The organism is Paraburkholderia steynii (assembly GCF_900100565.1).
Classification (GTDB): Bacteria; Pseudomonadota; Gammaproteobacteria; order Burkholderiales; family Burkholderiaceae; genus Paraburkholderia; species Paraburkholderia terrae.
On record NZ_FNDI01000008.1, the window covers coordinates 79,868 to 106,337 of the forward strand.

The window sequence follows — 26,470 nt, forward strand, 5'->3', positions numbered from 1 at the left end:
GAGGCAAGCTGCAATCAAGTCGACAGAATAGTGACCAGCGCAACCGCCGAATCCCCCGCCAGTTGCCCGCCATTATTCTCGGCCAGCGCCACCTTCGCCCCAGGCCGTTGCCGCGCACCCGCCGTGCCGCGCAATTGCTGCGTCAGCTCGACGATCTGCGCGACGCCTGTCGCGCCGACAGGATGACCGCGCGACAACAAGCCGCCGCTCGGATTCACGGACACCCGCCCGCCGATATCCGTATCGCCGGAACGGATCAGCTTCGGCGCGTCGCCGGGCGCGCACAGACCGAGGTTCTCGTAGTGAATGAGTTCGGCAGGCGCGGAAGCGTCGTGCAATTCGACGACATGCACATCCGACGGATCAATGCCCGCCTGTTCATACGCCGTGTTCGCCGCGCGCACCGCGACCAGTTCGCCCGATCCATCCGCTTTCGCCGACACGATCGAACTCGCGCGTATGTACACCGGACGAATGTCGCGCTTCGCCGCGAATTGTTCCGAGCAGATGAACACAGCCGCGCCACCGTCGCCGATCGACGAGCACATGAAGAGCGTCAACGGATCGCTGACCATCCGGCTGGCGAGCACTTCTTCGACGCTGGTTTCGTTGCGGAACTGCGCATGCGGATTCAGGGACCCGGCGCGCCGGCTCTTCACGACGACGCGCGCGAAATCGCTCGCCTGCGCGCCCGTCTTCTCCATCCATTTGCGCGCCTTCGCCGCATAGAGATCCATGAAGAGCGAGCCCGTTCCCGTCGTCACGCCTTCGGGCAGCGGCTCTTCGAGATCGACGGCTTTTGCGAACGCGCCGAACGAGACTGCCTTGTCTTCGTGCGTGAGCTTTTCGACACCGACCACGAGCGCCGTTTCCGACTGTCCCGACGCGACGGAAAGCCATGCGAGATTCAACGCCGAGCTGCCCGACGCGCACGCGTTCTCGACGTTGAACATCGGCTTGCCGTCGAGCCCCGTATTGCGCAGCGACGACTGCGCGCGAATCATTTCCTGACCCGTGACGACGCCTGCCGCCGCATTGCCAAAGAACACACGGTCCACGTCGTCGACGCCGACGCGCGCATCCTTCAATGCGAGCGAGACCGATTCTTCAGCGAGCGACTTCAGATTGCGCTCCAGGAACTTGCCAAAGGACGTCATGCCGACGCCGCCAATTACAACCTTGCGCATTGCTGCCTCCAATAAAAGTACTTCAGAACCTGCGACGACGAGCGAGTCTGCTTAACCTTCGCCAGCGCTCAATCGAGAACCTTCCCGCGCGTCTCCGGCATCCGCGCATAGACCACGAAGCCCACGGCGCACACGGTCGCGACATAGACCCACAGGTATTGCGCCAGACCGGAACTCGACATGGCAGTGACGATGTACGGCAGCGTCCCGCCGAACAGCGCCGCCGATACCGCATAGGGCAGCGCGACACCCGTCGCACGCACTCGCGCCGGGAACTGCTCGGCCATCACCGTCGCGCAGGTTGCCGCGAAGCCCGACGAGAGCAGCATGCCGATCGTGACGATCGCGGTGGCGCTCCAGAAGTCGTTGCTGAGGAAGTGCAGCGCGGGCCATGCGAACAGCGCTGAGCCGCCTGCGAAAACGAGCAGCACGGGCTTGCGGCCGATACGGTCCGACAACTTGCCGATAAACGGAATCGCAATCAGCGAGACGACGATCGAAATCACGCTCGCGTTGAACGCGTCATGCAGCGGCAAGCCTGTGCGCAGATGAGCGAGCGTCGGAAACAGCACGAGCCACAGATAGATGCAGAGGTTGCCCGCCATCGCGATGCCGATCACGCGCAGCGCTGCGCGAGGATGCTCGCGAACGATCTCGAGAAACGGATGACGCGTGCGTTGATGCGTCGCGGCACTCTTCTTGAACGCATCGGTTTCGGCGACGGCGAGCCGGACCCACAGCGCGACGAAGCCGAGCAGACCGGCAATCGTGAAGGCAACGCGCCAGCCCCACTTCGCCATGCCCGCATGATCGATCATCGACGTGAGGATCGCGCCGATCAGCGCCGCCACCAGCACGCCCGCGTTGACCGCGAAGTGCTGCCACGATCCCGCGAAGCCGCGCCGCGAAGGCGCAGACGATTCGATCAGGAACGTCGACGCAGAGCCGAACTCGCCGCCCGCCGCAAAGCCCTGAATCAGCCGCGCGAGCACAAGTATCAGCGGCGCCGCAATGCCGATCGATTCGTAGCCGGGACACACGGCGATCACGAGCGAGCTGCCCGCCATCAACGCAACCGACAGCGCGAGACCGTTCTTGCGGCCGTGCCGGTCGGCATACGCGCCGAGCAGCGCGCCACCGATAGGCCGCATCACGAAGCCGACTGCGAACACGGCAAACGCGGAGAGCAGCGACACGCGGTCGTTGTTGGCGGGAAAGAAGTGCCGTGAAAACAGTGCGGCGAAGGTCGCGTAAATGATCCAGTCGGTGAATTCGACGACCGTGCCGAGCGTCGCCGCCACGATTGCTTTTTTCTGCGCTCGCGTGAGCGGCGTAGCGGCTTCTTCGTGCGCAACGCCCGGAAGGATGGTGTCCATGCTGTCTCCGTGTCTCTTGTGGTGAGCGCGCGCTGGTTGCGCAACGCAGGTGAAAAGTGCTGGACGTATCGCTTGATCCGGCACATGGACGCATCCTAGGTTTCGCCTGACGCGCCACGCAAACGACTTTTTCTGTGCTTTCGATTGATATTTTTTGCAGCCGGGCGGCAGACGGCCGACGCGTGGGCGCGAGCGGTTTCGATTGAGCGAAAGTCAATCGAAGCCGCGAAAAAAGTCGTTTGAACGTGGGGTGTGGCGCGCCCTAGCATGGGATGCACAGGCTTTTCATTCCATGGAGACACGTCATGAACGCATCACCTCACAACCCGGCCGCCGAGGTCGCCATCGTCACGGGCGGCGCGAAGGGTATCGGTTTCGGCATCGCGGCTGCGCTGGCTCGCAATGGCCGGCGCATCGCGCTCTTCGATCTTGACCGTACGGCCCTTGATCACGCCGCCAGCACGCTGGCCGCGGCGGGCGTCGACGTGATCGCGCTGCCCGTCGATGTGACGAATAGCGCATCCGTCAACGAGGCGGTCGAAGCTGTCGTCGAACGCTTTGGCCAGATCGACGTGCTGGTGAACAACGCGGGCATCGTGCGCGACAAACGCATCACGAAGATGAGCGACGACGACTGGGACGCTGTGATTGGCGTGAACCTGAAGTCGCAGTTTCTGTGTTGCCGCGCCGTGCTTGCACACATGAGCGTCGCGCGCTATGGGCGCATCGTGAACATCTCGTCGCGCGCTTGGCTGGGCGGTGTCGGACAGTCGAACTACTCGGCCGCGAAGGGCGGCGTGGTGAGCCTCACGCGCAGTCTCGCGCTCGAATGGGCGAGCGCCGGCATCACCGTCAACGCGATTGCGCCGGGCATCGTCGATACGCCGTTGTTTCAGGCCTTCGATGCGGACCTTCAGGAGCGGCTGAAGAAATCGGTACCCGTGCAGCGCATCGGCACGCCCGACGATATCGCGCAGGCTGTCTTGTTCTTCGCGCAACGCGAAGCGTCGTACGTCACGGGGCAGACGCTCTATGTATGCGGCGGCCGTTCGCTGTCGTCACCGAGCGTTTGAGGAGCACATCATGACGATTCACTACAGCGTGTCGGACCATGTGGCGACGGTGAGCCTGGACCGTCCCGAAGCGCTCAATGCGCTCGACCTCGACAGTCTCAAGGATTTACGCGCGGCACTCGCCGAAGCGCGCGACGACGATGACGTGCGCGTGATCGTGCTCACCGGCGCGGGGCGCAAATCGTTCTGCGTCGGCGCGGACCTGAAAAATACGCTGCCGCCTTCGACGAGCTTCAGTTCGTCGTTCGTGCGATCCATCGACCGCGCTGCTGCCGAAGGCATCTATGTGCGCCTGATGGATCTCAGTTCGCTGCGCCTTTTCAAGCCGGTTATCGGCGCGATCAACGGCTATTGCCTCGGCGGTGGACTCGAACTCGCGTTGCAATGCGACTTGCGGATCGCCTCGACGGATGCGGTGTTCGGCTTGCCGGAAGCCGTCGTCGCGAGCATTCCCGCTGTGTGCGGCATTCAGGCATTGCAAAAGGCTGTGCCTTCGGCGATCGCGATGAAGATGCTGCTGACGGGCTGCAAGATTGACGCGGCGTACGCGGAGCGGATCGGCCTGATATCCGATGTCGTCGCGCCCGAAGCGCTGATGGACAAGGCGCTCGAACTCGCGCGCACGATCGCATCGAATGGTCCGCTTGCCGTGCAGATGATCAAGAAGGTCGCGGAAACGAGCAGCAACGTGCCGCTGGCGCAGGCGCTCGAATTTACCGAGCTGGCGTGGGGCGCGATGCGCGATTCGGAAGACCGCGTGGAAGGGCGCAAGGCGTTCGCCGAAAAACGCAAGCCGCAGTTCAAAGGCCGCTAGACGCGTCAGATGCGTTAGGCGGTGGGCGCTTCGCCAATCGAGAGAATCCAGTTGCGGAACTCGGCGAACTCGGCATTCGAAAGATGCTCGCGCGGATAGATCAGGTAGTACGTGAACGCGCCCTGATCGAGCACGAACGAAAAGGGCATCACGAGCGTGCCGTCGCGCAACTGATCGGCGACGAGCACGCGCTGCGCCATCGCGACGCCCACGCCTTGCGTCGCCGCGAAGTACGCGAGGATCGAGCTTTCGTAGCTGAGGCCGCTCAACGGATTGACGCCGCGCACGCCTGCCGCGTCGAGCCACTTGGCCCAGTCTTCGCGCCGCGCCAGCGAATGCAGCAGCGGCACGTTGCGCAGTGCTTCGGGCGTCGCGTCGGTGAGATCGGGATGCGCGCGCAGGAACTCGGGGCTGCACACGGGCACCAGTTCGTTCGGCACGAGCCGGTCGAAACCGAGATCCGACGATGGCGCATGCGACAGGCGGATCGCAGCGTCGACGTCTTCGGTGTTGAAGTCGACGGGTTGCAGCGAGGTGGTGAGACTGACTTCGATATCGGGATGCTCGCGATGAAACGTCGACAGACGAGGCAGCAGCCAGTTCATCGAGAACGTCGTGTAGCCGCGAATCTTCAGCGTGCGGCGGCGGCGGGCTTCCGTGAGATTGATCGTCGCGGTGCGCAGCGTTTCGAAGCCGCGCACGACGTCGGCGAGGTAGCGCTCGCCCATCGGCGTCAGTGCGATCGCGCGATGACCGCGCTCGAACAGCAGCACGCCAAGCTGGTCTTCGAGCAGCTTGATCTGCCGGCTGACGGCAGCGGGCGTGACGTTGAGCTCGTTCGCGGCGAGCTGCACGCTCAGCAGGCGGCCGCAGACCTCGAAGGCGCGCAGCGCGTTGAGTGACGGAAGGGTTCGCATCGAAAAATGGTAGCACGCGCTTTGCAAGCTGCATGCCGGGATTGCTACGTAGAAGCGCGTTTGCATGTCCGTTGCGCTCGCGTCAGCAAAACTCAATCGAGTGCGCAGCAAATGTCGTTTGAGCGTGCCTGTTGCGCGCCGTATCGTTGATTCAAAGGCAATCTGTGAGACTGAAGGAGACAACCATGCTGGACGGTGTGCGAATTCTGGCCTGGGGCTCGCGCCAGGCAGTGAGGCTCGGCGCAACGCTGCTCGAACGCGCCGGCGCGCAAGTCACGTTTGCGCAGGCGCAGCCAGCGGGTGGCTTCGCGTATGACGTGATCGTCGTTTCATCGGATGTGAGGGCGGCGAGCGAACGAAGCACGATCGCGGAGTTGAAGGCGGCGGGCAAGCACATCGTCTGCGATATCACCGCGACGGGACCGCAAGGCGCGCGCGCGGGCATGTGCGCCTCCGATGCGCAGATCCAGGCGATCAGCGGCCTGATGGACACGACGGGCTTTGCGCAGGGCGAGCCGGTGCGCATCGGCGTGCCGTTCACGGAGATATCGGCGGCGCTGTATGCGTGCGCGTCGATTGCGGCAGCCGTCCGCGTGAAGCGTTTGCACGGCATCGCGCAGACTATCGACGTGACCTTGTTCGGCTGCGCGGCGAGCGCGCTCACGACGTTTCTGCCCGCCGCGTTTGCGCAACGGACGGTTGGCCGCGTCGGCAATCGTCATCCTGCTTGCGCGCCGTGGAATGCGTATCGGACGCTCGACGGCTGGGTTCTGATTTGCACCAGCACCGAAGAACAGTGGCGCAAGATCAAGAGCGTGGCTCACGTGCCGCAACTCGAGGACTCGCGCTTCGACACGTTGCGAGCGCGCGTGTCGAACGTCGATGAACTCGATGCGCTGATCGAAACGTGGACGTCCACGCTGACCACGGATGAGTGCTCGCATCTGTGCGAACAGATCGGCGTGGCGGCCGGGCCGATCGTGTCCGTCGCGGGGCTGTCCAGCGAGCCGAACTTTCGCATGCGGCACGCGAATGCGGCGGCGCAGATCGACGCGTGCGGCATCGATGGCGAGACGTATCGGCAGATGTCGATTTTCAGCATGGCGCGTCTGACAGACGACGCATCTTTTAAGCTGCAAGCAGGCGTCGAAATCGCTGCGCGAACGCAAGAGGCCGGGCCGCTCGCAGGCATCAAGGTCGTCGAGATCGGCCAGTACACGACGGCGCCGCTGGTCGGCAAGCATCTCGCGGCACTCGGCGCGGAAGTCGTAAAGATCGAGCCGCCGGATGGCGAGGTCGCGCGCGCGTGGACGCCGGGGCAGGCGGGCACGAGCTACTTCTTCGCGCTCAACAACACAGACAAGCAGACCTTGGCGCTCGATCTGAAGCAGCAGGCCGACCGCGCGCATCTGAGCACGCTGCTCGCCGATGCCGATGTGCTCGTCGAAAACCTGCGGCCGGGTGCGCTCGCAAAGCTCGGCTTCGGGCGCGAGGCGCTCGGCGAGATCAACCCGCGTCTGATCTATTGCTCGATCTCGGGCTTCGGCATCGCGTCTGCCTACCCAGCGCGACCCGCGTTCGACACGGTCATCCAGGCGATGGGCGGACTCATGGACCTGACGCGCAGCAACGGGCAGCCGGTGAAGCTCGGCGCGTCGGGCGCGGACATTCTGGGCGGGCAGGCGGCGCTGCTGGCAATCCTTGCGCTTCTCGCCGATCCTGCGCGGCAGGCCGGGACCTTCGTCGAAATATCGATGCAGGACGTGGCTGCGTGGTGCGCGCTGTTCGCATCGGGCAATCCCGAACGGGAGGGGATTGCGGTCGCGTGTATCGACGGTCATGTGTGGCTCGAAAGCGATGAGCGTTTCGATGTGGCTGCGCTCGCGGCAAGCGCCAGGCGCGAGCGGTGCGGCTCGCTGTCACGTGCGTTGGCCGTTGCCGCGCTTGCGAATGCGGGCGTTAGCGCGGTGCCTGTGGCACGCGTCGATGAACTGATCGAAGACGGCGATTTTCTCGCCGATGTGCTGAGCGTCGCGCGCGATGCGAGTGGCGCGTTCTGGCCGATTCTCAAGGTGCCGTACCGCTTGTCGCGCACGCCTGCACGCGTTCGCGCAGTGCCGGGCGCGCCCGCGCGATATGCCGAAGAGACTTCGCGAGGGTCGCCGTCGAGATGGGGAATGGTCGAGGCGGGTTGAACGCTTGCTGAAGCGTTGGTGTACGTCGTCTTCCGCCAAGGACTATCGAAAGCCGACCGCTTGCTCTGTCGGGTGAACGCGCCACTTCGCGCCGACAACGGCGGCCGGCTTTGTTGTGCTCAATCTGCTGTGCAACAGGTTGACGCCTGGACGTCTCGGGCGATGGCTCGGTGTCGTTGGGCTCGGTTCGAGGCGACGCTCAATGCGTCCGTGGTCCTGCGGATCTGGGAAGCACGTATCGCGTTTCACCCTGCGCGCGGTCATCCAGGGCGGCGGATACATCGTCAACTCCTCACCCGCCGCCATCGAGTGCGAGACGCATCGCACCGAACTTCCGCCGGTATTGTGCAGGCGTCAGGCACACACTGCGGCGGAACAGCCGGTTGAAGAAGCTCGCATCTTCGTAACCGACTTCATTGGCGATCGCTTCGATTGGCTGCTGGTTGGATTCGAGCATCTGCTTGGCCTCTTCGAGCCGCAGCGTGTGTACGTAGACCAGCGGCGACATGCCCGTCGCCTGCTGGAAGCGCCGCTTGAACGAGCGCTCGGGCAGGCCGCTCAGTTGCACCATCGCCGCGACGGGGGACGCCTCGGCGTAATGCCCGGCGATCCACGCCTGACAGCGCGCGATCACGGCGTCCTCGACCTGCCGCGTGCGCGCAAGCCGCGCGAACGGCTGCTGGCCCACATCGTTCCAGACGACCAGGTTGATGCGCGCCGTCTGCATCGCGATTTCTACACCCGCGAGCCGTGCGATCAGATACAGCGCGAGATCCAGCCATGAGGTTCCGCCGCCCGCCATGATGAGACGCTGGCCGTCGCCTGACGCGACGAGCGCCCGATGCCTGCGCACCTTGACGGCCGGGTAGCGGCGCGTCATCAGATCGCAAAAGGCCCAGTGCGTGGTCGCTTCGTGACCGTCGAGCAGCCCGGCTTCGGCGAGCAGGATCGCGCCGGAGCAGGCCGTCGCGAGAATCTTGCCGTCGGCGTAGCAGCGTCGCAGGCTATCGATCTCTTCCACGAAGCGTCCTTCGAGCGCTTCGCCCGGCGCCACCATCAGCTCGGGCACGCAAACGACGTCGGCGTGCGCGCAGGCATCGAGCGTCGCGTCGGGCGTGATGCGCACATGGTTCGCGGCGACCAGCGAAGCGCCGTGCCGCGACACGACCTGCGGGGCGAACGGTGCAACGCCGGGCGCGCCTTCGACGATCAGGCCCCAGTCCCTTCCCGCCGACATGAACATGTCGTACATCCCGTACACCACGGAAGCCGAGGTTTCGGGCATCGCCAGGATGGCGACGCGCACGGAGGTGCGGGTCTTCTCTTTCATGGCCGATTCGTCCCATTCGTGGCCGATAACGCTTTAGTCGGAAGCGTGCGTACGCCGTATCGTGACGGCGTCGTAGATGTAATTTAAGTGTAAGGATCGCGTTTATGCCAGGCCGGCGACGGCTGGCTTATCGCGTTTGTCGCGCTTGTCTCGTCGCGTCGATGGATGGGCGCGATCGTTCGAAGGAGCTTCCATGAGTCCGTATCGCCAGCACCTGCCGCAACTCGCCGATTCCCTGTTCATCACGGACGGCGGCCTCGAAACCACGCTGATTTTTCATGACGGCATCGACCTGCCGTGCTTCGCCTCGTTCGCGCTGCTGCGCGACGAAGAAGGCACGGCGATGCTGGAGCGATATTTCGCGCGCTATGCAGAATTGGCGCGCCGCGAAAACGTCGGCCTCGTGCTGGAATCGCCGACCTGGCGCGCGAATCCCGATTGGGCGGCCAGGCTCGGTTATACGGCGGCCTCGCTTGCCGATGCGAACCGCCGCGCGATCGCCTTGCTCGCGCGCGTTCGCGCCGCGTATGAAACGCCGGCGACGCCGATCGTCATCAGCGGCAACCTCGGTCCGCGCGGCGACGGCTATCGCGCCGACGCGCGCATGAGCCAGAGCGAAGCACGCGCCTATCATCAGCCGCAGATCGAAACCTTCGCGGCGTCGGACGCCGACATGGTCGCGGCCTTCACGATCAACTATGCGGACGAAGCAATCGGCGTGATCCAGGCGGCGCAGGCGTGCGCGATGCCTGTCGCGATATCGTTCACGCTGGAGACGGATGGACGGTTACCGTCGGGCGAGTCGCTAGCCGACGCGATCGCGCGCACCGATGCCGCGACAGATCACTACGCGGCTTACTTCATGATCAACTGCGCACACCCGTCGCACTTCGCGTCGATGCTCGCCGACGCGGGCGCGTGGCGCGAGCGCATTCGCGGCGTGCGCGCAAACGCGTCGAAGCGCAGTCATGCCGAACTCGACGAAGCCGATGATCTCGACGACGGCGATCCGGACGAACTCGGCGGCAGTTATCGCGCGCTGCGGCATCTACTGCCGTGCATGACGGTGGTTGGCGGATGCTGCGGCACGGATCACCGGCACGTCGGGCAGATCTGCCAGGCGATGAAGGCGCCTCTTGCCGCCGATACGGTTTGACGTTCAGCGCGCGAGGGCCGCTCGCGCCGCCGCCGTGCCCGCGCCGATGCTCACGCCTGGCCGAGCGTGAGCGCAAATTCGTCGAGTTGCGTGATGCAGGTGTTCCAACCGTCGAAGAAGCCGAGTTGTTCGTGCCGGTCGCGCGTCGCGACGTCGGGATGCATGACGCGCGCGACGTAGCGGCTGCCTTCGCCTTCTTTCGACATCGCGATGTCGGCGGTGAAGCCAAGCCACGGCGTGTTTGGACGCCAGCCCGCCGTGAGCATCGACGTGAACACGATGCGCGCTTGCGGGATGACTTCGAGAAAGCAGCCGGGGTTGTCGCTCGTGCCGCCATCGGGACCTTGCATGAAGGTGTGGAAGGCACCGCCCGGACGCAGATCGAACGCGCGAACTTCAGTGGTCCAGGGCTTCGGGCACCACCATTCCTTCAGCAAATCCGGTTCGGTCCACGCGCGCCACAACGCAGCCACCGGCGCGCGCAGCACGCGAGTGATGACGAGATCGTTCGACTCAGCGCTTTCGACGGGTTTTGTTGACATCAGCTTGCTCCTCTTGATGAAGCTGTTCGACGAATTCGACCATCCGGTCGGATCGTGCTTCCCACACGGCGCGCTGCGCGGCCAGCCATGTTTCGACTTCCGTCAGCTTCGCGGGTATCAGTTCGCAGGTGCGCGCGCGGCCGATCTTGTGCGTGCGGATCAGGCCGCTGTGTTCCAGCACGGCGACGTGTTTCATGAACGACGGCAGCGCCATGTCGAACGGCTGGGCCAGCACCGAGACGGTCTGCGCGCCGCGCCCGAGCATGCTGACGATCGCGCAACGGGTCGGATCGGACAGCGCCTGGAACACTTCGCTTACTGCGGCATGATAGTTAGCCATATGGCTAAGTATAGTGCAAAAATGGCGGCGCGGCGAAGGCGTACGTAGTGACGGGCGCGCACCTAAGCTATCAGCATGGGTTGAGCGTCAATCGCGAGAAACCTGAGAAACGGAGGCGTTCGATGAACACACCCAACGACACCGGCTTCACCGGCTCGATTCCTGAAATCTACGAGCGCTACCTCGTGCCGATGATCTTCGAGCCGTACGCGCGCGATCTCGCGAGCAGGGCGGCGTCGGTTCAGCCGTCGCGCGTGCTCGAAATCGCGGCGGGCACGGGCGTCGTCACACGAGCGCTGGCGGAAGCGCTGCCCGAGCATGTCGAGATCGTCGCGACGGACCTCAATCAGGCGATGCTGGACTGCGCCGCGACACTCGGCACGCACAGGCCCGTGACCTGGCAGCAGGCGGACGCGATGCAACTGCCATTCGACGATGCGAGCTTCGATCTGATCGTTTGCCAGTTCGGCGCGATGTTCTTTCCCGACAAGGCGCGCGCGTTTGCCGAGGCGCGGCGCGTACTGCGAAGCGGCGGCGTGCTGCTATTCAACGTTTGGGATCGCATCGAGGAGAACGCATTTGCCGTCACCGTTTCGGACGCGCTCGGCAAGCTGTATGCGGCGGACCCGCCGAGTTTCTTGCAGCGCGTGCCGCACGGTTATTGGGACACGAACATCATTGCGCGCGATCTCGCGGACGGCGGCTTCGATGCGCCGCCGCCGCGTATCGAGACGATCGCGAAACGCAGCGGCGCGGGGTCGGCGCAGGCTGCCGCGATCGCGTTCTGCCAGGGCACGCCGATGCGGGCCGAAATCGAAGCCCGTTCGGGCGCAACGCTCGACGAAGCGACAGCGGTTTGCGCAACCGCCCTGCGCAAGCGTTTCGGCGCTAGCGCAATCGACGGAAGGATTCAAGCGCACGTCGTCACAGCACAACGTTAAAACGACGAAAAAGTGTGTCCTGCTGAGCGCAACGATCCCTCCGAAAGCCGCTCCCGCCTTATCTGACGGGCCGGACGGCGTTTGCCGGGCGGAAATTGTTACACCTCTTACTGGAAGGATTGACCGGTGTTACGAACGCCTTTCAGACGTTGGTTATACTCGCCCCGTCTCAAAAACTACTGATCAAACTATGTCGAAGCGAATCATTCAGATGGTGGCCATTGCAGCGCTGACGGCTGCGGCGTCGTTGCCGGCGATGGCCGGCGATATGAACAATGCGCTTGGCGGCGCGCTCGGCGGCGTCGCCGGAGCGGCATTGGGCGGCGCGGTGGGCGGCAGCACGGGTGCCGTGATCGGCGGCGCGGTGGGCGGCGGCGCGGGTGGCGCGGTCACGTCGAACCGCCGTGAGCGCACGGGCGCGATCATCGGCGGCGCGCTCGGCGGCGGTGCGGGCACCGCGGCGGGCAACGCGATGGGCGGACGCGGAGGCGGTCTGGTCGGCGCGGCGCTGGGCGGCGGTGCCGGCTCGGCGCTTGGCGGCAACATCTCGCGTTCCAACTCGTACGCCGACGACTATTCGCACGGTTCGTACGGTTCGCACAGTTCGTACAAGCGCAAGCACAAGCATCGTCACTACGACGACTGATTGGCGAGCTGACGGCCTTGCGAGTTCATTGAACGGCGAACTCGCGGGTCGGACGGGCACGACGGCGCGGCGGCGCAAGCGCTGTGCGACAAATCATCGCAGGGAATTGTCGCGGATCAAAAACGAGATAAGCGCCATTTGAAGGTAGGATTGTCGAAATTCCCTTCTTTTGCAGGCGTCATCGTGCCCGTTGACTATCTTCGCGGTTTTACATCTGCCGCTCGCACTGACGCCGCTAACCGGCGGCTTGGCCTCGCGCTCGCCGGGATTGCCGGCGCGGCAAACGCGGGCGGCTTTCTGGCGATTGGCCAGTACACGTCGCACATGTCCGGCATGGTGTCGTCGCTCGCTGACAGTCTCGCGCTCGGCAACCTCGCGTTCGTGCTGTCGGCGGCGAGTTCGATTTTCGCGTTTCTCGCCGGTGCGGCGAGTTCGGCCATTCTGATCAACTGGGGCCGACGAAGAGGGACGCAGAGCGTCTACGCGATGCCGCTCGTGCTCGAAGGGCTTCTGTTGTTGTGCTTCGGCGTGCTCGGCGCGAACCTGGAGCAGCACCGTCTGCTGTTCGTGCCCGCTACCGTCACGCTGCTTTGCTACGTGATGGGACTGCAGAACGCGATGATCACCAAGATATCGAAAGCGGAAATCCGCACGACGCACGTCACGGGACTGGTGACGGATCTCGGCATCGAAATCGGCAAGGGCTTGTACTGGAACCGGGGCGTGCCGTCGACGGAAGCGGCTTACGTCGGCGCCGACATGCGGCGGCTCGGTCTGCTCGCCTCGCTGCTCGGCATGTTTCTCGCGGGCGGGCTTGCCGGCGCGATTGCGTTCAAACAGGTCGGGTTCATCGCGACGCTGCCGCTTGCGGCGTTGTTGCTGGTGCTGGCGGCCGTGCCCGTTGCCGATGATCTGTTGAGGTATCCGCGACGGGCGCGGTGAATTGCGCTCGCCGGACGCTTCTCACGCGCGCACATCGCGCGCCACGACTTTTACTTCTCCCAGAGCTTGCGTCCCAGGAAGGTCAGCGTCCGGTCCCACGCCATTTCCGACCACACCGGGTCGAACTGCGTGCCGGCGATGCGGCTGAAGCCGACGGCGGTTTCGTTGGCGAACGCGTGGTGCGCGAGATAGCGGTGAAACTCGACGTCGACGTTCGCGTCACGCAGCTTCGATTCGAGCGTTTCGACCGTCGCGATCGGGAAGAACGCATCCTGCGTCGCGTAGTGCCCGATAACCGGCACCTTGATTTTCGACGCGTCGATATAGTCGAGCGGAGGGAAGCCGTAGAACACGACGCCCGCCGACACTTCCGGGCTTTGACCCAGCGTGAGCAGGGTTAGTGCGCCGCCCATGCAATAGCCCATCACGGCGACGCGGCCTGAACGCTGCTTCAGATATTGCGCCGCGCCGCGAACGTCTTGCGATGCGGCATCGCCGAAATCGAGACCGTCCATCAGGTGATGCGCTTCTTCCTCCTCGACCGTCGACTTGCCGCGATACAGATCGGGCACGAGCGCGAAGTAGCCGGCTGCCGCGAGGCGATCCGCGACGCCGCGAATCTGGTCGTTCAAGCCCCACCATTCCTGAATGACGACCACCGCGGGCGCGCCATCCGTTTTCTCGGGCGTGGCCAGATAACCTTGCAGTTCTTTACCGTCTGGGCGGCTGAAAGTGATCATGGAGCCTGGGGTCGTGTTCATGGGCGTGTTCCTGTTGAATGGGCCACTAGCATAGCGCCAATGCCGGCCGAATGCAGGCCTACGGCCTTGTCAGAAATGAAAACACCCTGCAAGCCTGAGCGCTTGCAGGGTGTCGCACTTCACTCGCGAATTCTGGATTCTTTAGTCGCCTGGAAGCCAGTAGCAATCCGAAGGATTCCAGCTTGGATCGCAAATCCAGTAGCCGAATGCGAGCTTCTGATCGGCGACCGAAGCGCTTTTCGGGCCGTCCGACTTCATTGCGAACGGCTGCGCTTCCAGCGCGTTCGGCGCTGCCGATGCGGACTGGGCGAAACACGACAACATCGATGAAGCGAGCAACGCAAGTAACGCAGATTTCACTTTCATGTCAAATGCTCCGTTGTTATCTGAAGATCACGATGCACCGTTCATCGAGGTGTCACCGTACGGAAGACTTTATTGACAGGAGTGAGCTTCGTTAATCAGATCTGTGTCCAGCGCTCGTCAGGATTTTCCGATTTCGCGGAGATTCGGCGCGAGGTCAAATTCTGTTTGTTGTTCTGTTGACTTGGTGCGATTGGCGGCATATGGCTCGCAAATCCTGTCCATAAAAAAAGCGGGCATTGTTGCCCGCTTTCTTCACAAGCCGCCGAAGCGCTTTAAAGCCTCGTTACGCCGGCATCTTGCGGAACGAAATCGCGAAGCGGTTCCATGCATTGATCGCCGAAATCAGCAACGTCAGATCGACCAGCTCGGCCTCGCTGAAATGCGGCTTCACGGCTTCCCACACTGCATCGGGCACGTGATTCTCGGACACCAGCGTCACGGCTTCCGTCCATTCCAGCGCTGCGCGTTCGCGTGCCGTGAAGAACGGCGTTTCGCGCCACACGACGACCGTCGCCAGACGGCGATCCGTCTCGCCGCCCTTGCGCGCATCGGTGGTGTGCATGTCGACGCAGAACGCGCAGCCGTTGATCTGCGATGCGCGCAGACGCACCAGTTCCGTCAGCGATTTTTCGAGGTCGCTCTTGCCGATGCGTTCTTCGAGCGCGAGCATCGCCTTGATCGCGTGCGGGTTGGCTTTGTAGAAGTCGAGACGTTGTTCCATGATCGTTTCCTCAGTGAGAGTGCGCTTTAGCTGCGCGACACATGAAGATTAGGCGCGAAACTGGCCGCAGGAAATGGCCAATTTTGAGCAATTTGAGGTAACCACTTCTGAACTGTTGCGGAACAACTTTACAAGGCAGCGGGGAACGATGCAGACGAAGGGCCGCCGCCGCGCGACGGCCCTTGTGTGACAGGAAGAAGACCTTACTTGACCGCGCCGAGCGCGAGGCCCTTCACCAGATAGCGCTGCAGCCACGCGAACACGATCGACACCGGCAACGTCGCGCACAGCGTCGCGGCCATCACCAGATGCCATTCGACGACGTACTTGCCCGCCACCATATCCGTCACCTGCACGGTGAGCGTCTTGTTTTCGGGCGAGCGGATCAGCGTATAGACGACGGCGAACTCGTTCCACGCATTGATGAACGTGAAGATGGCCGTCACGACGATAGCGGGCACAGCGAGCGGCAGAAACACCTTGAACACCGCGCGCGTGCGGCTGCATCCTTCGAGCCACGCAGATTCTTCGAGATCGCGCGGCACGGTCTGGAAATACGACGACAGCATCCACACGGCGAACGCGATATTGAACGCCGCATACGAGACGATCACGCCGATTTTCGAATCGACGAGATTGCCGTCACCATACGGAATCATCGCGGCGAGACGGAACAGGCCGACCACGAGCAGAATCGGCGAAAGCATCTGCGTGACGAGCAGAAACTGCCGATACAGCCCGCGCCCGCGAAACGGAAAGCGCGCGAGCGCGTACGCGGCGGGCAGGCTGACGGCGAGCGCGAGCGCTGTCGAAAGCAGGCTGATGACGGTGCTGTTGCGCAACGCGACGCCGAAGTTCGCGGCCGTCCACATGTCGACGAAGTTCTGCCATTGCCAGTGCATGGGCAACCAGCGCGCCGGATAGACGAACACTTCGTTCGCGGGCTTGAGCGCTGTGAAGAACATCACGGCAAACGGAAACAGCACGACCACGATCAGCGGCGACAGCGCGAGCCAGCACCACACGGTGCGTTTCATCTTCGCGTTCATGCGGGTTCTCCTTCCTTCGACGGCTGAATGCGCAGATACAGCACCGAGAACACGAACAGCATGATGAGCATGACCAGCGACACGGCAGCCGCCTGGCCGGGACGCCCGAGCCTGAAACCGAGTTCGTACAGATACGTGACGAGAATATGCGTGCCGTTGTCGGGGCCGCCTTGCGTCATCACCCAGATGATCGGAAACGAGTTGAACACGTAGATCACGTTGAGCAGGATCGCCATGTTCACGAACGGGCGCAGCAGCGGCAAGGTCAGTTGACGGAACTGCTGCCACGCGCTCGCGCCGTCGATGCGCGCGGCTTCGTAGATATCGCCGGGCACGGACGACAGGCCGCCGAGCAGAATCGTCACCGTGAACGGAATCGACACGAGAATACCGACCGCGATCTCGACGGGAAACGCGAGCTCGGGCGTCGCCAGCCAATGAATCGGACCGCCGATCAACCCAAGCCGCTGCAACGTCACGTTGACCATCCCGTAGTCGTCGTTGAAGGCCCAGCGCCAGACGACGGCTGTCATGGTCAGCGACACGGACCACGGCAGCATGATGATCGTGCGCGCGATGCCGCGGCCGTGGAAATCCTGATTCAGCACGAGCGCGACGGGCACCGAAATGATCACCGTGCCGCCGACGACGGCTGCCGTCCACACAATGGTCCGGCGCAGCGAATCGAGAAACACGGGGTCGGCGAACACCGTGAAGAAGTTCTTGAATCCGGTGAAATCGCGAATCGCGCCGAAGCGCGAGACATCGTGTACCGACTGATACACGATGTTGAAGATCGGGTAACTGATGATGAACAGCGCCAGGATCAGACTCGGCGCGATCAGCCACCAGGGCGCGGCGGCGCGCGGGGCAATGGAACGGCTCATGCGTGCCTGATCGACGGATGCTTGGGCGTTGGAACTCATGAAGCCCTCGGGACGGAATGGGCCGGATGCAACACGCCGCTTCGCATGAAAGTTGGCATCTAAATTCGCACGAAAGGAAGCGCGCTCATCGAATGTGAAGCCGCATCGGCGTCGAGCCGATGCGGCTTCCGGTACTACGCTAACGGATCATCAAACTGCGCATCAAAACGCGCGGTTACTGGCCGAGCGCCTGATTCGCCTGGCTCGCGGCCTGCTTCAGCGCATCGTCAGGCTTGGACTTGCCGAGGTACACGGCCTGCATCGCGTTGGTCACGGCCTTCGCGGTGTCTTCCCAGCCGGACACCGTCGGCGCGAAGCGCGCTTGCGGCAGCAGCGCGATGAACGCCTTCGTGTCCGCATCGTTGAACGCGGGGTCGGCGGCCTCGGCCTTGGTGGTCGGCAGGAAGCCTTCCGTGCTCGTGAACTCGACGCGCGGCTCCTTCGTGAACAGATAGTCGAGGAACTTCCAGGCGTCCTTCTTCACCTTCGAGTTCTTGAACATCACGATCGAGTCGGTGACGGCATACGTCGCGCCATTCGTGCCGACGGGCAGCGGATCGATGCCGTACTTCAGGTTCGGCGCTTCCTTCTTGATCTGCTTCGCGAGGAACGGCGCGGAAATCATCATCGCGACGCGGCCTTGCTTGAAGAGGTTCTGCACGTCTTCACGGCTATAGCCCGTGACGCCCGGCTGCGTCAGGCCCTGGTCGATCATCGACTTGTACAGCGTCGCCGCCTTGATGCCCGCGGGTGAATCAAAGCCAGCCTTGCCCTGCTTGTTCAGCACGTCGCCGCCGTTGGTCCACAGCGCGTAGTAGTAGTACACGTCGGTTTCGATTTCCTTGCCTTGCAGGCCGAAACCGGCAACACCCTTTGCCTTCAGCTTCTTCGACGCGTCGATCACGTCATTCCACGTCTTCGGGCCATTCGGATAGCCGACGCTCGCGAGCAGATCCTTGTTGTAATACAGCGCGCGTGCCGAAGCGGCAATCGGCAGGCCGTACGTCTTGCCGTTGATCTGGCCGGGCGCGAGGAACGGGCCAATGAAGCGGTTCTTGAAGTTCGCGTCCATGTACGGGTCGAGCGGCTCGGCGACGTCGTCCTTCACGAAGTCGAGCAGCCAGCGCGTGCCGACGATCGCGAGGTCGGCGTTGGCGTTGCCCGAGATATCCGTTTGCAGCTTCTGTTGCAGCGTGTCCCAGTTCACGTCCTCGATCTTGATCGTGGTGCCGGGATTAGCCTTTTCGAACTGGCGTGCCATTTTCTCGAAGTACGGTGCCGTCGCGTCGCTGTAATGCGCGACCGTCACACGCACCGTATCGGCGTGCGCCGATAGGGCAAGACCTGCAAACGCGAGCGCTGCGGCGACTTTGCCGAGCGTAAGGGAAGCACGTGCATGCAACGACATTTCGTCTCTCCTGGGGTGGTCTGCCGCCGTAGCCGGCTGCTTGGGTTAAATTGTTTGAAAAAATCCTACACACGAAAAAAAAGCTTGTCACGTAGGGCTGACCATATTTTTTATCGCGCGGTTTTTTGCATAACATGCTGTAAAGGATGGGCTTTTTGTGCGCTGCGGGGTATTCGTCATTTGTAGCGTCCGAATGGTCCGCAGTCCGTGAAAATGTGCAATATGTAGGAAATTTACAAGACGGGAGTGGCTTTTGGCTTACGCGAAGGCCGCCCGCCGCAATTGCGAAAATCGCGAAGAGGACAGGACATGAAGCGTGTCGTGCTGGTGACGGGAGCATGCGGCGGAATCGGCAGCGTGTTGTGCCGGCGTTTCGTGCAGGACGGCGCGACGGTGCTCGCGCTCGATGTCGATGCGGCCGCGCTGGATCAGCTGGCTGCGGAACTGGGCACCGACAGCGTGACGCCCATCGCCGTCGATCTCTGCGATGCCGACGCCGTGCGCGAACGTGTCGCGCAAGCTGTCGATAAACGCGGTCCCGTCGACGTGCTCGTCGCGAACGCGGGCGCGGCGCAAGGGCTGACGCTTGCGAAGACGGATGCCGCAAGCTGGCGGCGCGACGTCGAGCTGAATCTGAACGGCACGTATCACACGGTCGAAGCGGTGCGCGCGTCGATGATCGAGCGGCAGCACGGATCGATCGTGCTGATCGGCTCCGTGAACGGCCTGGCGGCGCTTGGACATCCCGCGTACAGCGCGGCGAAAGCGGGGCTGATCAGCTACACGAAGTCGCTGGCGATCGAGCTTGGCCGCTATGGCATACGCGCGAACATCGTCTGTCCGGGCACGGTGAAGACGCAGGCGTGGCAGGCGCGCGTCGACAAGAACCCGCAAGTTTTCGAGGACCTGAAGAAGTGGTATCCGCTGCGTGACTTCGCGACGCCCGACGATATCGCCGACGCCGTGTTGTTTCTCGCGTCGCCGATGGCGCGCGTGATCACGGGCGTGGTGTTGCCCGTCGATGGCGGCCTGATGGCGGGCAACCGGCTGATGGCCGAAGAACTGACGCTCGAATCGCTCTAAACGCCGAGAGCAAGCACGCGACACAACCGCAACCGAAGATGAGGACAGCATGGCAGCAGTGCAACTGAGCGGCATCTACAAGCGTTACGGCGACACGCAGGTCGTGCATGGCATCGACCTGCATATCGACGACGGCGAGTTCGTCGTGCTGGTCGGCCCGTCCGGTTGCGGCAAGAGCACGTTGATGCGGATGGTCGCGGGCCTGGAGGAAATCAGCGGCGGCGACCTGATGATCGGCGGCACGCGCGCGAACGGCCTGGCGCCGCAGCAGCGCAACATCTCGATGGTGTTCCAGAGCTACGCGCTATATCCGCATCTGTCCGTGTACGACAACATCGCGTTCGGTCCGCGTATCCGCAAGGAAGCGTCGACGAGTTTCAAGCCGCGCATCGAAGCCGCTGCGAAGATGCTGAACCTCAGCGGCTATCTGGACCGCTTGCCGCGCGCGCTGTCGGGCGGCCAGCGCCAGCGTGTCGCGATGGGCCGCGCGGTGGTGCGCGAGCCGTCGCTGTTCCTGTTCGACGAGCCGCTGTCCAATCTCGATGCGAAGCTGCGCGTGCAGATGCGCACGGAGATCAAGGCGCTGCATCAGCGGCTGAAAAACACGGTGATCTACGTCACGCACGACCAGATCGAAGCGATGACGATGGCCGATCGCATCGTCGTGATGAACGCGGGGCGCATCGAGCAGATCGGGCGTCCGCTGGAGCTTTACGACCGGCCGGCGAATCTGTTCGTCGCGAGCTTTCTCGGCTCGCCTTCGATGAATTTCGCCGAGGGCGAAGTGGTGAGCGCGCCGAAGGGTGTCGCATTGAAACTCGCGGACGGCGCGTTGATTCCCCTTGCGGGCATGAGTCAGGCGGCGGCGAAACTGGGCGCGAAGGTCACGCTAGGCGTGCGGCCCGAACATATCGAAGCGTCGAATGAAGGCATTCCGATGGATGTCGAAGTAGTCGAGCCCACGGGCGCGGAAACGCATCTGTACGGCAAGATCGGCGGCGCGGCGTGGTGCGTGACGATGCGCCAACGCGCGTCGATCGAGCCGGGCCAGCGCGTGACGGTGCGCTTTCCCGAGCAGCACACGCATCTATTCGACACGGAGAGCGGCAACAGACTGGGCTGACAGCATCAGACGGGCACCAAGACATGCCGCTGATTCATCCTCCATCCAAAGGAACGCACGGGTGTCCGCACCGAACCTGATTCCTCACATCCGCAGCGCGCTCGAATCGCTGCGGCCCGCCGAGCGCAAGGTCGCCGACATGGTGCTGTCCGATGTCGACTTCGCGATGCGCGCGAGCATCACCGAGCTTGCGCAGCGCGCGGACGTGTCGGAGCCTTCCGTCACGCGCTTTTGCCGCGCGGTGGGCGCACACGGTTTGCGCGACTTCAAGATGCAGCTCGCGCAGAGCGTCGCGGGCGGGATGCCGTATGCGTCGACGGCCGTGGCGCGCGGCGACGATACGCAGACGCTGATCGACAAGGTCGGCGAAGCGGCTGTCGAGGGCATCACGCAGGCGCGCAGCGCGATCGATCCTGTTGCGGTGAATGCGGCGCTGGCTGCGCTCGCGAGTGCGCGCCGCGTGTATTTCTTCGGTGTCGGCTCAGGCTCGGGACTTGTCGCGCAGGACGCGGCACTGCGTTTCCTGCGGCTCGACATCGCCGCGAGCGCTTTCACCGATGCGCATTTGCAGCGTCTTTACGCGGGCCTGCTCGAACCCGGCGATGTCGCGTTCGCGATTTCGCATTCGGGGCGCAGCGTCGAAGTGAACGAGAGCATGCAGATCGCGAAGGAGCGCGGCGCGACGACGATCGCGCTGACGAATGTCGGCTCGAGGCTTGCGTGGCTGGTCGATATTCCGTTGTTGCTGCGCGTGCCGAGTCCCATCGATCCGAACACGCCGGGCGTGTCGCGGCTCGTGCATCTGTGCGTGATGGATGCGCTCGCGATTGGTGTGGCGTTGCGGCTGGAGCCGCATACGCTGGAGAAAATGCGGCACGCGAAGGCGAGGCTGTCGCAGGAGACGGATGCGGCGGCGGAGGATGGGGCGCAGTAATCTGCGGCGCGCTCAGCCCGAAACGTAGCCAAACCGCCGCGACAACCGCTGAGTCGCCGCCAGCAAGGTCTTCGCTGCGCCGCCTTGTGTATCGCTGTCGAAACTTCCCGCTGTGCCCATCAACGCGATCACCAGCACGATGCTGCCCGTGTGATCGAACACGGGCGCCGCCAGCGTGTTGATGCCGGGAATAGGCTTGTTGAGCGCGGTGTCGATGCTTTGCTCGCGAATTTGCGCGAGACGTTCCGCATACGGCTGCGCGAGCTTTGCATCGCGCGTATCGGTCGTCGACGCGCCCGCCAGCCGTAGATGATCTTGCGCGAGCAGACCATGCCGCACATCGTCGGCAACGTGCGCGGCGAACACGCGGCCAATCGCTGTATTCACGAGCGACATCACCGTACCCACGCGCAAGCTCACGTGCAGCGGCCGCGCCGATTCTTCGAGCCGCACGACGGTCGGCCCAAGCGGACCGAGCACGGCCATCGCGACGCTCATGCCCGTCGTCACTGCAAGATCGACGATCTCCGGTTCGGCTTCGCGCGTCGGCGACAGACGTTGCAAGCCGATCAGCCCGAGTTCGAGCGCAAGCGGTCCCGCTTCGAAACAGCCGGACGTATCGCGGCTCAGCAAGCCGATCTTCTGCAAGCTCACCAGATGAGGAAACGCCTTCGCGGGCGGCATATCCGCAGCCGCCGCGAGATCGCGCAGCGACAACGGCTTTCCCGCCGCGACCAAAGCAGCTAGCAATTCGCCCGTGCTGTCGAGCGATTGAATGCCGCGCTGCTGTTTCGCGTCGGTGTTCGCGGACGATGTGTTATCGAGTGATTCTTTCATGTTCAATTCGCCGCGATATCCGCGCCGATTTCGCGCGCCGCCTGTCGAAGCGCGCGCGCGATCGGTCCGTCCCAGTTCACATCGATTGCGCCGCTCGGCCCGATCACCGTCAACGCGAGACACAACTGCCCGTGGGCATCGAGCACGGGCGCGGCAAGACTGCTGATGCCGGGGCTCGGCGCATCGATGCCTCGTTCGATGCCACGCTCGCGGATCCCCATGAGCGTCACGTCGAATGCTTTGCGTTCTGAAGGCGCAACGATATCGCTCGCTCCGCCCGACTGGTTCGCCCACATCGTCTGCAATGTCTCGGGCACGAGGTAGGCGCAGAACAAGCGCCCCGTCGACGTCGCAGGCAACGACATCACGGTGCCCACATGCAGGTTCACATGCAGCGGAAACCCCGCATGCTCGTATCGGACGATGGTCGGGCCTTGCGGTCCCACGGTGCAGATCGCGACGCTGAACCCGATCTCTTCGGCGAGCGCCGCGACGCGCGGCACGGCGGCGCGAAACGCCGGCTGGTTCGCCAACTGCATCAGACCAAGCCTTAAGGACAGCGGCCCCGGCTCGTAGCGCCCCGAAAGTTCGTCGCGTTTGATGAGACCAAGCCGCGTGAGGCTCACCAGATACGCATGCGCCTGGCCGGGTGCGATGTCGGCGCTCGCGGCGAGATCGGACAGCGCGAGCGGCGCGCGTGCTCTCGCGAGCGCATGCAGCAGCCGTCCGCCGACCTCGACGCTCTGGATACCGCGCTGCTGCTTGCCCGAGCCCGTCGTCTCGTCGTCTTTTGCCGTCTTCGCCATGCCGCTCACGTCGCCTGTCTGTATCGAAAAAAGGTCCATGTTAAACGAACGCCAACCTTCGCCCCGTTCGATCCTGGAAACGCCCAGGGTATACGAAAAATTAGCGTATAGCGATACGTTTCGCTATTGACAAATAATCGGCAGAGTCTAAGATGAAATCACTCCGGCCTAATAGTCGCCGGACATCATTCCAATCAGACTGGACGAGACACCTCCTTACCGCTGCGCCAGCGTGCGCCGCGTCTCGCCCGTCGCCCCTCAATCAACGGAGACGAGCATGGCCAAAGCATTCGCATCGCAAGCCGACCTCGAAGAAAAGAAGATCACGTGGACGCAGCTGTCCGAGAACGCGTATGCGTACACGGCGGAAGGCGACCCGAACTCGGGCGTCGTGATCGGCGACGACGGCGTGCTGATCGTCGACACCACCGCGACGCCGGCAATGGCGCAAGACCTGATCGCGAAGATCCGCAGCGTGACCGACAAGCCGATCAAATACGTCGTGCTGTCGCACTATCACGCGGTGCGCGTGCTGGGCGCATCGGCGTATTTCGAGGAAGGCGCGCAGCAGATCATCGCGAGCCGCGGCACGTATGAAATGATCGTCGAGCGCGGCGAGGCCGACATGAAGTCGGAGATCGAGCGCTTTCCGCGTCTCTTCGCGGGCGTCGAAACGGTGCCGGGTCTCACGTGGCCGACCCTCGTGTTCGAGAAAGAAATCACGCTGTTTCTCGGCAAGCTCGAAGTGCGCATCGCGCATCTGGGCGCGGGTCACACGAAGGGCGATACCGTCGTGTGGCTGCCGTCGCAGAAGGTGCTGTTCTCGGGTGACCTGGTCGAATACGACGCCGCCTGTTATTGCGGCGACGCGCAACTCGAACAGTGGCCCGCCACGCTCGAAGCGCTGCGTGCGCTGAACGCCAACCAGCTCGTGCCGGGCCGCGGCCCCGCGCTGACCACGCCGGAAGACGTGAACAAGGGCCTCGACTATACGAAGGACTTCGTCACGACGCTGCTGCAAAGCGGCCGCGAAGCCGTTGCCGACAAGCTCGATCTGAAAGCCGCGATGGCGCACACGCGCAAGTCGATGGACCCGAAGTTCGGCCATGTCTTCATCTACGAGCATTGCTTGCCGTTCGATGTATCGCGCGCGTTTGACGAAGCGAGCGGAATCACGCATCCGCGCATCTGGACCGCGCAGCGCGACAAGGACATGTGGGACGCGCTGCAGGCGTGATGACGCAGCAATAGCACAGCGCAGATGGATGGAGACAGCAGAATGAGCAGCATCAACTATCAGACCTTGTCGTTCGAATACCGGCGCTGCGCCGAGCAGGATGCGGCAGCGGCGCGGCATCCGGTGATTGTCGTCGGCGCGGGGCCCGTCGGTCTCGCAACGGCGATCGATCTCGCGCAGCAAGGCGTACCTATCGCACTCGTCGACGACGATTGTTCGCTCGCCACAGGTTCGCGCGCAATCTGTTTTTCGAAGCGCTCGCTCGATATTTTCGACCGCCTCGGCTGCGGCGACCGGATGGTCGAGAAGGGCATCAGCTGGAACGTCGGCAAGGTGTTCCTGCAGGACGAGATGGTGTACACGTTCAATCTGCTGCCGGAGGCGGGGCATCATCGGCCTGCGTTCATCAATCTGCAGCAGTACTACGTCGAAGGCTTTCTGCTCGAACGCGCGCAGTCGTTGCCGAATATCGACATCCGCTGGAAGAGCAAGGTGGTCGGCCTGCAGCAGCACGGCGAGCCGGGTTCCGCCGATGCGTTCGTCACGCTGACCGTCGAGACGCCCGACGGCGAGTACGCGTTGTGCGGCCGCTATGTGGTCGCCGCCGACGGCTCGCGCAGTCCGATCCGCAACATGATGGGCCTCGACAGCAAAGGCCGCGTTTTCAAGGACCGCTTCCTGATCGCCGACGTGAAGATGGAAGCGGAGTTTCCTAGCGAGCGTTGGTTCTGGTTCGATCCGCCGTTTCATCCGAATCAATCGGTGCTGTTGCATCGGCAGCCGGATAACGTGTGGCGTATCGACTTTCAACTCGGCTGGGACGCGGACCCTGCGCTTGAAAAGACGCCCGAACGCGTGCTGCCGCGCGTGCGCGCGCTGCTCGGGCCCGACGTCAAATTCGAGCTGGAATGGGTCAGCGTTTATACGTTCTCGTGTTTGCGCATGGAGCGCTTCCGGCATGGCAACGTGCTGTTCGTCGGCGATGCCGCGCATCTGGTTTCGCCGTTCGGCGCGCGCGGCGCGAATAGCGGCTTTCAGGATGCGGAGAACGTCGCGTGGAAACTCGCGATGGTGCTGGACGGCCGCGCGCCCGATGCGTTGCTCGACACCTATGCAAGCGAACGCGAATACGCCGCCGACGAGAACATTCGCAACTCGACGCGCTCGACGGATTTCATTACGCCCAAGTCGCCCGTCAGCCGTACGTTCCGCGATGCCGTATTGAAGCTTGCGCGCAAGCATCCGTTTGCGCGTCAGCTCGCTAATAGCGGGCGGCTTTCGGTGCCCGCCGTGCTGCGCGATTCGACGCTCAACTCGGCCGATAACGACGGCTTCGAAGGCAAGATGGTGCCGGGCGCTTCGTGCGTGGATGCACCTGTTTTATCGAATGGCGCGCCCGCGTGGCTGCTCGCGCAACTCGGCAATGCGTTCACGGGCATCGTCTTTTGCGGCAAGGATGGTATCGACGCGGCGACGCAACGCGCGTTGAAGACGCTGCAGACAGGTTCGATTCCGTTCAGGGTGGTTGTCGTTGCGTCGCATGGCATTCGCCATGCCGTGCACGATCTCGAAGATGCCGTCGTGCTCGAAGACGCGGAAGGTCTCGCATGGTCGCGTTATGACGCCACGCCGGGCACGTTCTATCTGATTCGTCCGGACCAGCACGTGTGCGCGCGCTGGCGCACGTTCGACGCAACGCAAGTCGACGCGGCGCTCAAGCGGGCGTTGTGCGTGGAAGGCGTTGCCTGAACGCAGTAGCG

The 26,470-nt window shown here is 63.4% G+C and carries 26 protein-coding genes; 12 read left to right on the plus strand and 14 right to left on the minus strand.

The genetic code is table 11. The features are described from left to right. Positions 1-14 precede the first annotated feature (14 nt). Positions 15-1,187, minus strand: a complete 1,173-nt coding sequence (locus BLT65_RS16250; protein ID WP_091779114.1) for a thiolase family protein — start codon at positions 1,185-1,187, stop codon at positions 15-17. Between the two features lie 68 nt (positions 1,188-1,255). Then, a complete protein-coding gene (locus BLT65_RS16255; protein ID WP_091779116.1) occupies positions 1,256-2,563 on the minus strand; it encodes an MFS transporter in 1,308 nt (435 codons plus the stop codon). Positions 2,564-2,868: 305 nt separating this feature from the next. Here BLT65_RS16255 and BLT65_RS16260 point away from each other — a divergent pair, with 305 nt between their 5' ends. Continuing rightward, on the plus strand, positions 2,869-3,636 hold the full coding sequence (locus BLT65_RS16260; RefSeq protein WP_091779118.1) for an SDR family oxidoreductase: 768 nt from the start codon (positions 2,869-2,871) through the stop codon (positions 3,634-3,636). Between the two features lie 10 nt (positions 3,637-3,646). Further along, positions 3,647-4,450 (plus strand): enoyl-CoA hydratase/isomerase family protein, encoded by an 804-nt coding sequence (locus BLT65_RS16265; RefSeq protein ID WP_042304291.1) that lies wholly within the window; start codon positions 3,647-3,649, stop codon positions 4,448-4,450. A gap of 14 nt (positions 4,451-4,464) precedes the next feature. Here BLT65_RS16265 and BLT65_RS16270 read toward each other — a convergent pair whose 3' ends face one another. Then, the gene (locus BLT65_RS16270) at positions 4,465-5,367 is read right to left on the minus strand and encodes a LysR substrate-binding domain-containing protein (RefSeq protein ID WP_091779421.1); all 903 of its coding nucleotides are present in this window, start codon (positions 5,365-5,367) and stop codon (positions 4,465-4,467) included. 185 nt (positions 5,368-5,552) lie between these two features. Between BLT65_RS16270 and BLT65_RS16275 the strand changes: the two genes are divergently transcribed. Further along, the gene (locus BLT65_RS16275; RefSeq protein WP_091779120.1) at positions 5,553-7,562 is read left to right on the plus strand and encodes a CoA transferase; all 2,010 of its coding nucleotides are present in this window, start codon (positions 5,553-5,555) and stop codon (positions 7,560-7,562) included. 292 nt (positions 7,563-7,854) lie between these two features. Here the strand turns inward: BLT65_RS16275 and BLT65_RS16280 are convergent, their stop codons facing one another. Continuing rightward, positions 7,855-8,892, minus strand: a complete 1,038-nt coding sequence (locus BLT65_RS16280; RefSeq protein ID WP_042304290.1) for a GlxA family transcriptional regulator — start codon at positions 8,890-8,892, stop codon at positions 7,855-7,857. Positions 8,893-9,085: 193 nt separating this feature from the next. On the opposite strand from BLT65_RS16280, the gene BLT65_RS16285 reads away from it, so the two are divergent. After that, the gene (locus tag BLT65_RS16285) at positions 9,086-10,048 is read left to right on the plus strand and encodes a homocysteine S-methyltransferase family protein (protein WP_091779122.1); all 963 of its coding nucleotides are present in this window, start codon (positions 9,086-9,088) and stop codon (positions 10,046-10,048) included. A 50-nt stretch (positions 10,049-10,098) separates the two neighbouring features. On the opposite strand, the gene BLT65_RS16290 is transcribed toward BLT65_RS16285, so the two are convergent. Both BLT65_RS16290 and BLT65_RS16295 read right to left on the minus strand, forming a co-directional pair. Further along, positions 10,099-10,590, minus strand: coding sequence for an SRPBCC family protein (locus BLT65_RS16290; protein ID WP_091779124.1), 492 nt, complete (start codon positions 10,588-10,590; stop codon positions 10,099-10,101). Continuing rightward, complete coding sequence (locus tag BLT65_RS16295; RefSeq protein WP_091779126.1) at positions 10,562-10,930, minus strand: ArsR/SmtB family transcription factor; 369 nt, start codon at positions 10,928-10,930, stop codon at positions 10,562-10,564. The genes BLT65_RS16290 and BLT65_RS16295 overlap by 29 nt, the downstream gene beginning before the upstream one ends. 122 nt (positions 10,931-11,052) lie before the next feature. Here BLT65_RS16295 and BLT65_RS16300 point away from each other — a divergent pair, with 122 nt between their 5' ends. From BLT65_RS16300 to BLT65_RS16310, 3 genes are all read left to right on the plus strand, one after another. Beyond that, entirely contained in the window at positions 11,053-11,871 is an 819-nt protein-coding gene (locus BLT65_RS16300; RefSeq protein ID WP_091779128.1) for a class I SAM-dependent methyltransferase, read from the plus strand. Between the two features lie 190 nt (positions 11,872-12,061). Then, entirely contained in the window at positions 12,062-12,517 is a 456-nt protein-coding gene (locus BLT65_RS16305) for a hypothetical protein (RefSeq protein WP_042304285.1), read from the plus strand. A 183-nt stretch (positions 12,518-12,700) separates the two neighbouring features. Continuing rightward, entirely contained in the window at positions 12,701-13,459 is a 759-nt protein-coding gene (locus tag BLT65_RS16310) for a YoaK family protein (protein ID WP_091779423.1), read from the plus strand. Positions 13,460-13,509: 50 nt separating this feature from the next. Here BLT65_RS16310 and BLT65_RS16315 read toward each other — a convergent pair whose 3' ends face one another. The 6 genes from BLT65_RS16315 to BLT65_RS16340 form a co-directional block, all read right to left on the minus strand. Next, positions 13,510-14,220 (minus strand): dienelactone hydrolase family protein, encoded by a 711-nt coding sequence (locus BLT65_RS16315; RefSeq protein ID WP_091779130.1) that lies wholly within the window; start codon positions 14,218-14,220, stop codon positions 13,510-13,512. Positions 14,221-14,361: 141 nt separating this feature from the next. Then, complete coding sequence (locus BLT65_RS16320; protein ID WP_091779131.1) at positions 14,362-14,586, minus strand: hypothetical protein; 225 nt, start codon at positions 14,584-14,586, stop codon at positions 14,362-14,364. A gap of 283 nt (positions 14,587-14,869) precedes the next feature. Further along, complete coding sequence (locus BLT65_RS16325; protein WP_007577985.1) at positions 14,870-15,307, minus strand: carboxymuconolactone decarboxylase family protein; 438 nt, start codon at positions 15,305-15,307, stop codon at positions 14,870-14,872. 203 nt (positions 15,308-15,510) lie between these two features. Beyond that, positions 15,511-16,356: a carbohydrate ABC transporter permease gene (locus BLT65_RS16330; protein ID WP_035999640.1), complete on the minus strand. Its 846-nt coding sequence runs from the start codon at positions 16,354-16,356 to the stop codon at positions 15,511-15,513. Continuing rightward, positions 16,353-17,243 (minus strand): carbohydrate ABC transporter permease, encoded by an 891-nt coding sequence (locus tag BLT65_RS16335; RefSeq protein WP_042304310.1) that lies wholly within the window; start codon positions 17,241-17,243, stop codon positions 16,353-16,355. Before BLT65_RS16335 ends, BLT65_RS16330 begins: the two co-directional genes overlap by 4 nt. 214 nt (positions 17,244-17,457) lie before the next feature. Beyond that, positions 17,458-18,690, minus strand: coding sequence for an ABC transporter substrate-binding protein (locus BLT65_RS16340; RefSeq protein WP_007577988.1), 1,233 nt, complete (start codon positions 18,688-18,690; stop codon positions 17,458-17,460). A gap of 309 nt (positions 18,691-18,999) precedes the next feature. Here BLT65_RS16340 and BLT65_RS16345 point away from each other — a divergent pair, with 309 nt between their 5' ends. From BLT65_RS16345 to BLT65_RS16355, 3 genes are all read left to right on the plus strand, one after another. Then, positions 19,000-19,773: an SDR family oxidoreductase gene (locus BLT65_RS16345; protein ID WP_091779134.1), complete on the plus strand. Its 774-nt coding sequence runs from the start codon at positions 19,000-19,002 to the stop codon at positions 19,771-19,773. A gap of 49 nt (positions 19,774-19,822) precedes the next feature. Then, positions 19,823-20,896: an ABC transporter ATP-binding protein gene (locus BLT65_RS16350; protein ID WP_091779136.1), complete on the plus strand. Its 1,074-nt coding sequence runs from the start codon at positions 19,823-19,825 to the stop codon at positions 20,894-20,896. A gap of 61 nt (positions 20,897-20,957) precedes the next feature. Beyond that, positions 20,958-21,830 (plus strand): MurR/RpiR family transcriptional regulator, encoded by an 873-nt coding sequence (locus BLT65_RS16355; RefSeq protein ID WP_091779138.1) that lies wholly within the window; start codon positions 20,958-20,960, stop codon positions 21,828-21,830. Between the two features lie 12 nt (positions 21,831-21,842). Here BLT65_RS16355 and BLT65_RS16360 read toward each other — a convergent pair whose 3' ends face one another. After that, entirely contained in the window at positions 21,843-22,667 is an 825-nt protein-coding gene (locus BLT65_RS16360) for an IclR family transcriptional regulator (protein WP_091779140.1), read from the minus strand. 2 nt (positions 22,668-22,669) lie between these two features. Beyond that, positions 22,670-23,512, minus strand: coding sequence for an IclR family transcriptional regulator (locus tag BLT65_RS16365; protein WP_091779142.1), 843 nt, complete (start codon positions 23,510-23,512; stop codon positions 22,670-22,672). 238 nt (positions 23,513-23,750) lie between these two features. On the opposite strand from BLT65_RS16365, the gene BLT65_RS16370 reads away from it, so the two are divergent. Beyond that, positions 23,751-24,710 carry an MBL fold metallo-hydrolase gene (locus BLT65_RS16370; RefSeq protein ID WP_091779144.1) on the plus strand — a complete coding sequence of 320 codons (960 nt, stop codon included), beginning with the start codon at positions 23,751-23,753 and terminating at the stop codon, positions 24,708-24,710. A 42-nt stretch (positions 24,711-24,752) separates the two neighbouring features. Next, positions 24,753-26,459: an FAD-dependent oxidoreductase gene (locus BLT65_RS16375; RefSeq protein ID WP_091779146.1), complete on the plus strand. Its 1,707-nt coding sequence runs from the start codon at positions 24,753-24,755 to the stop codon at positions 26,457-26,459. Positions 26,460-26,470: the final 11 nt, after the last annotated feature.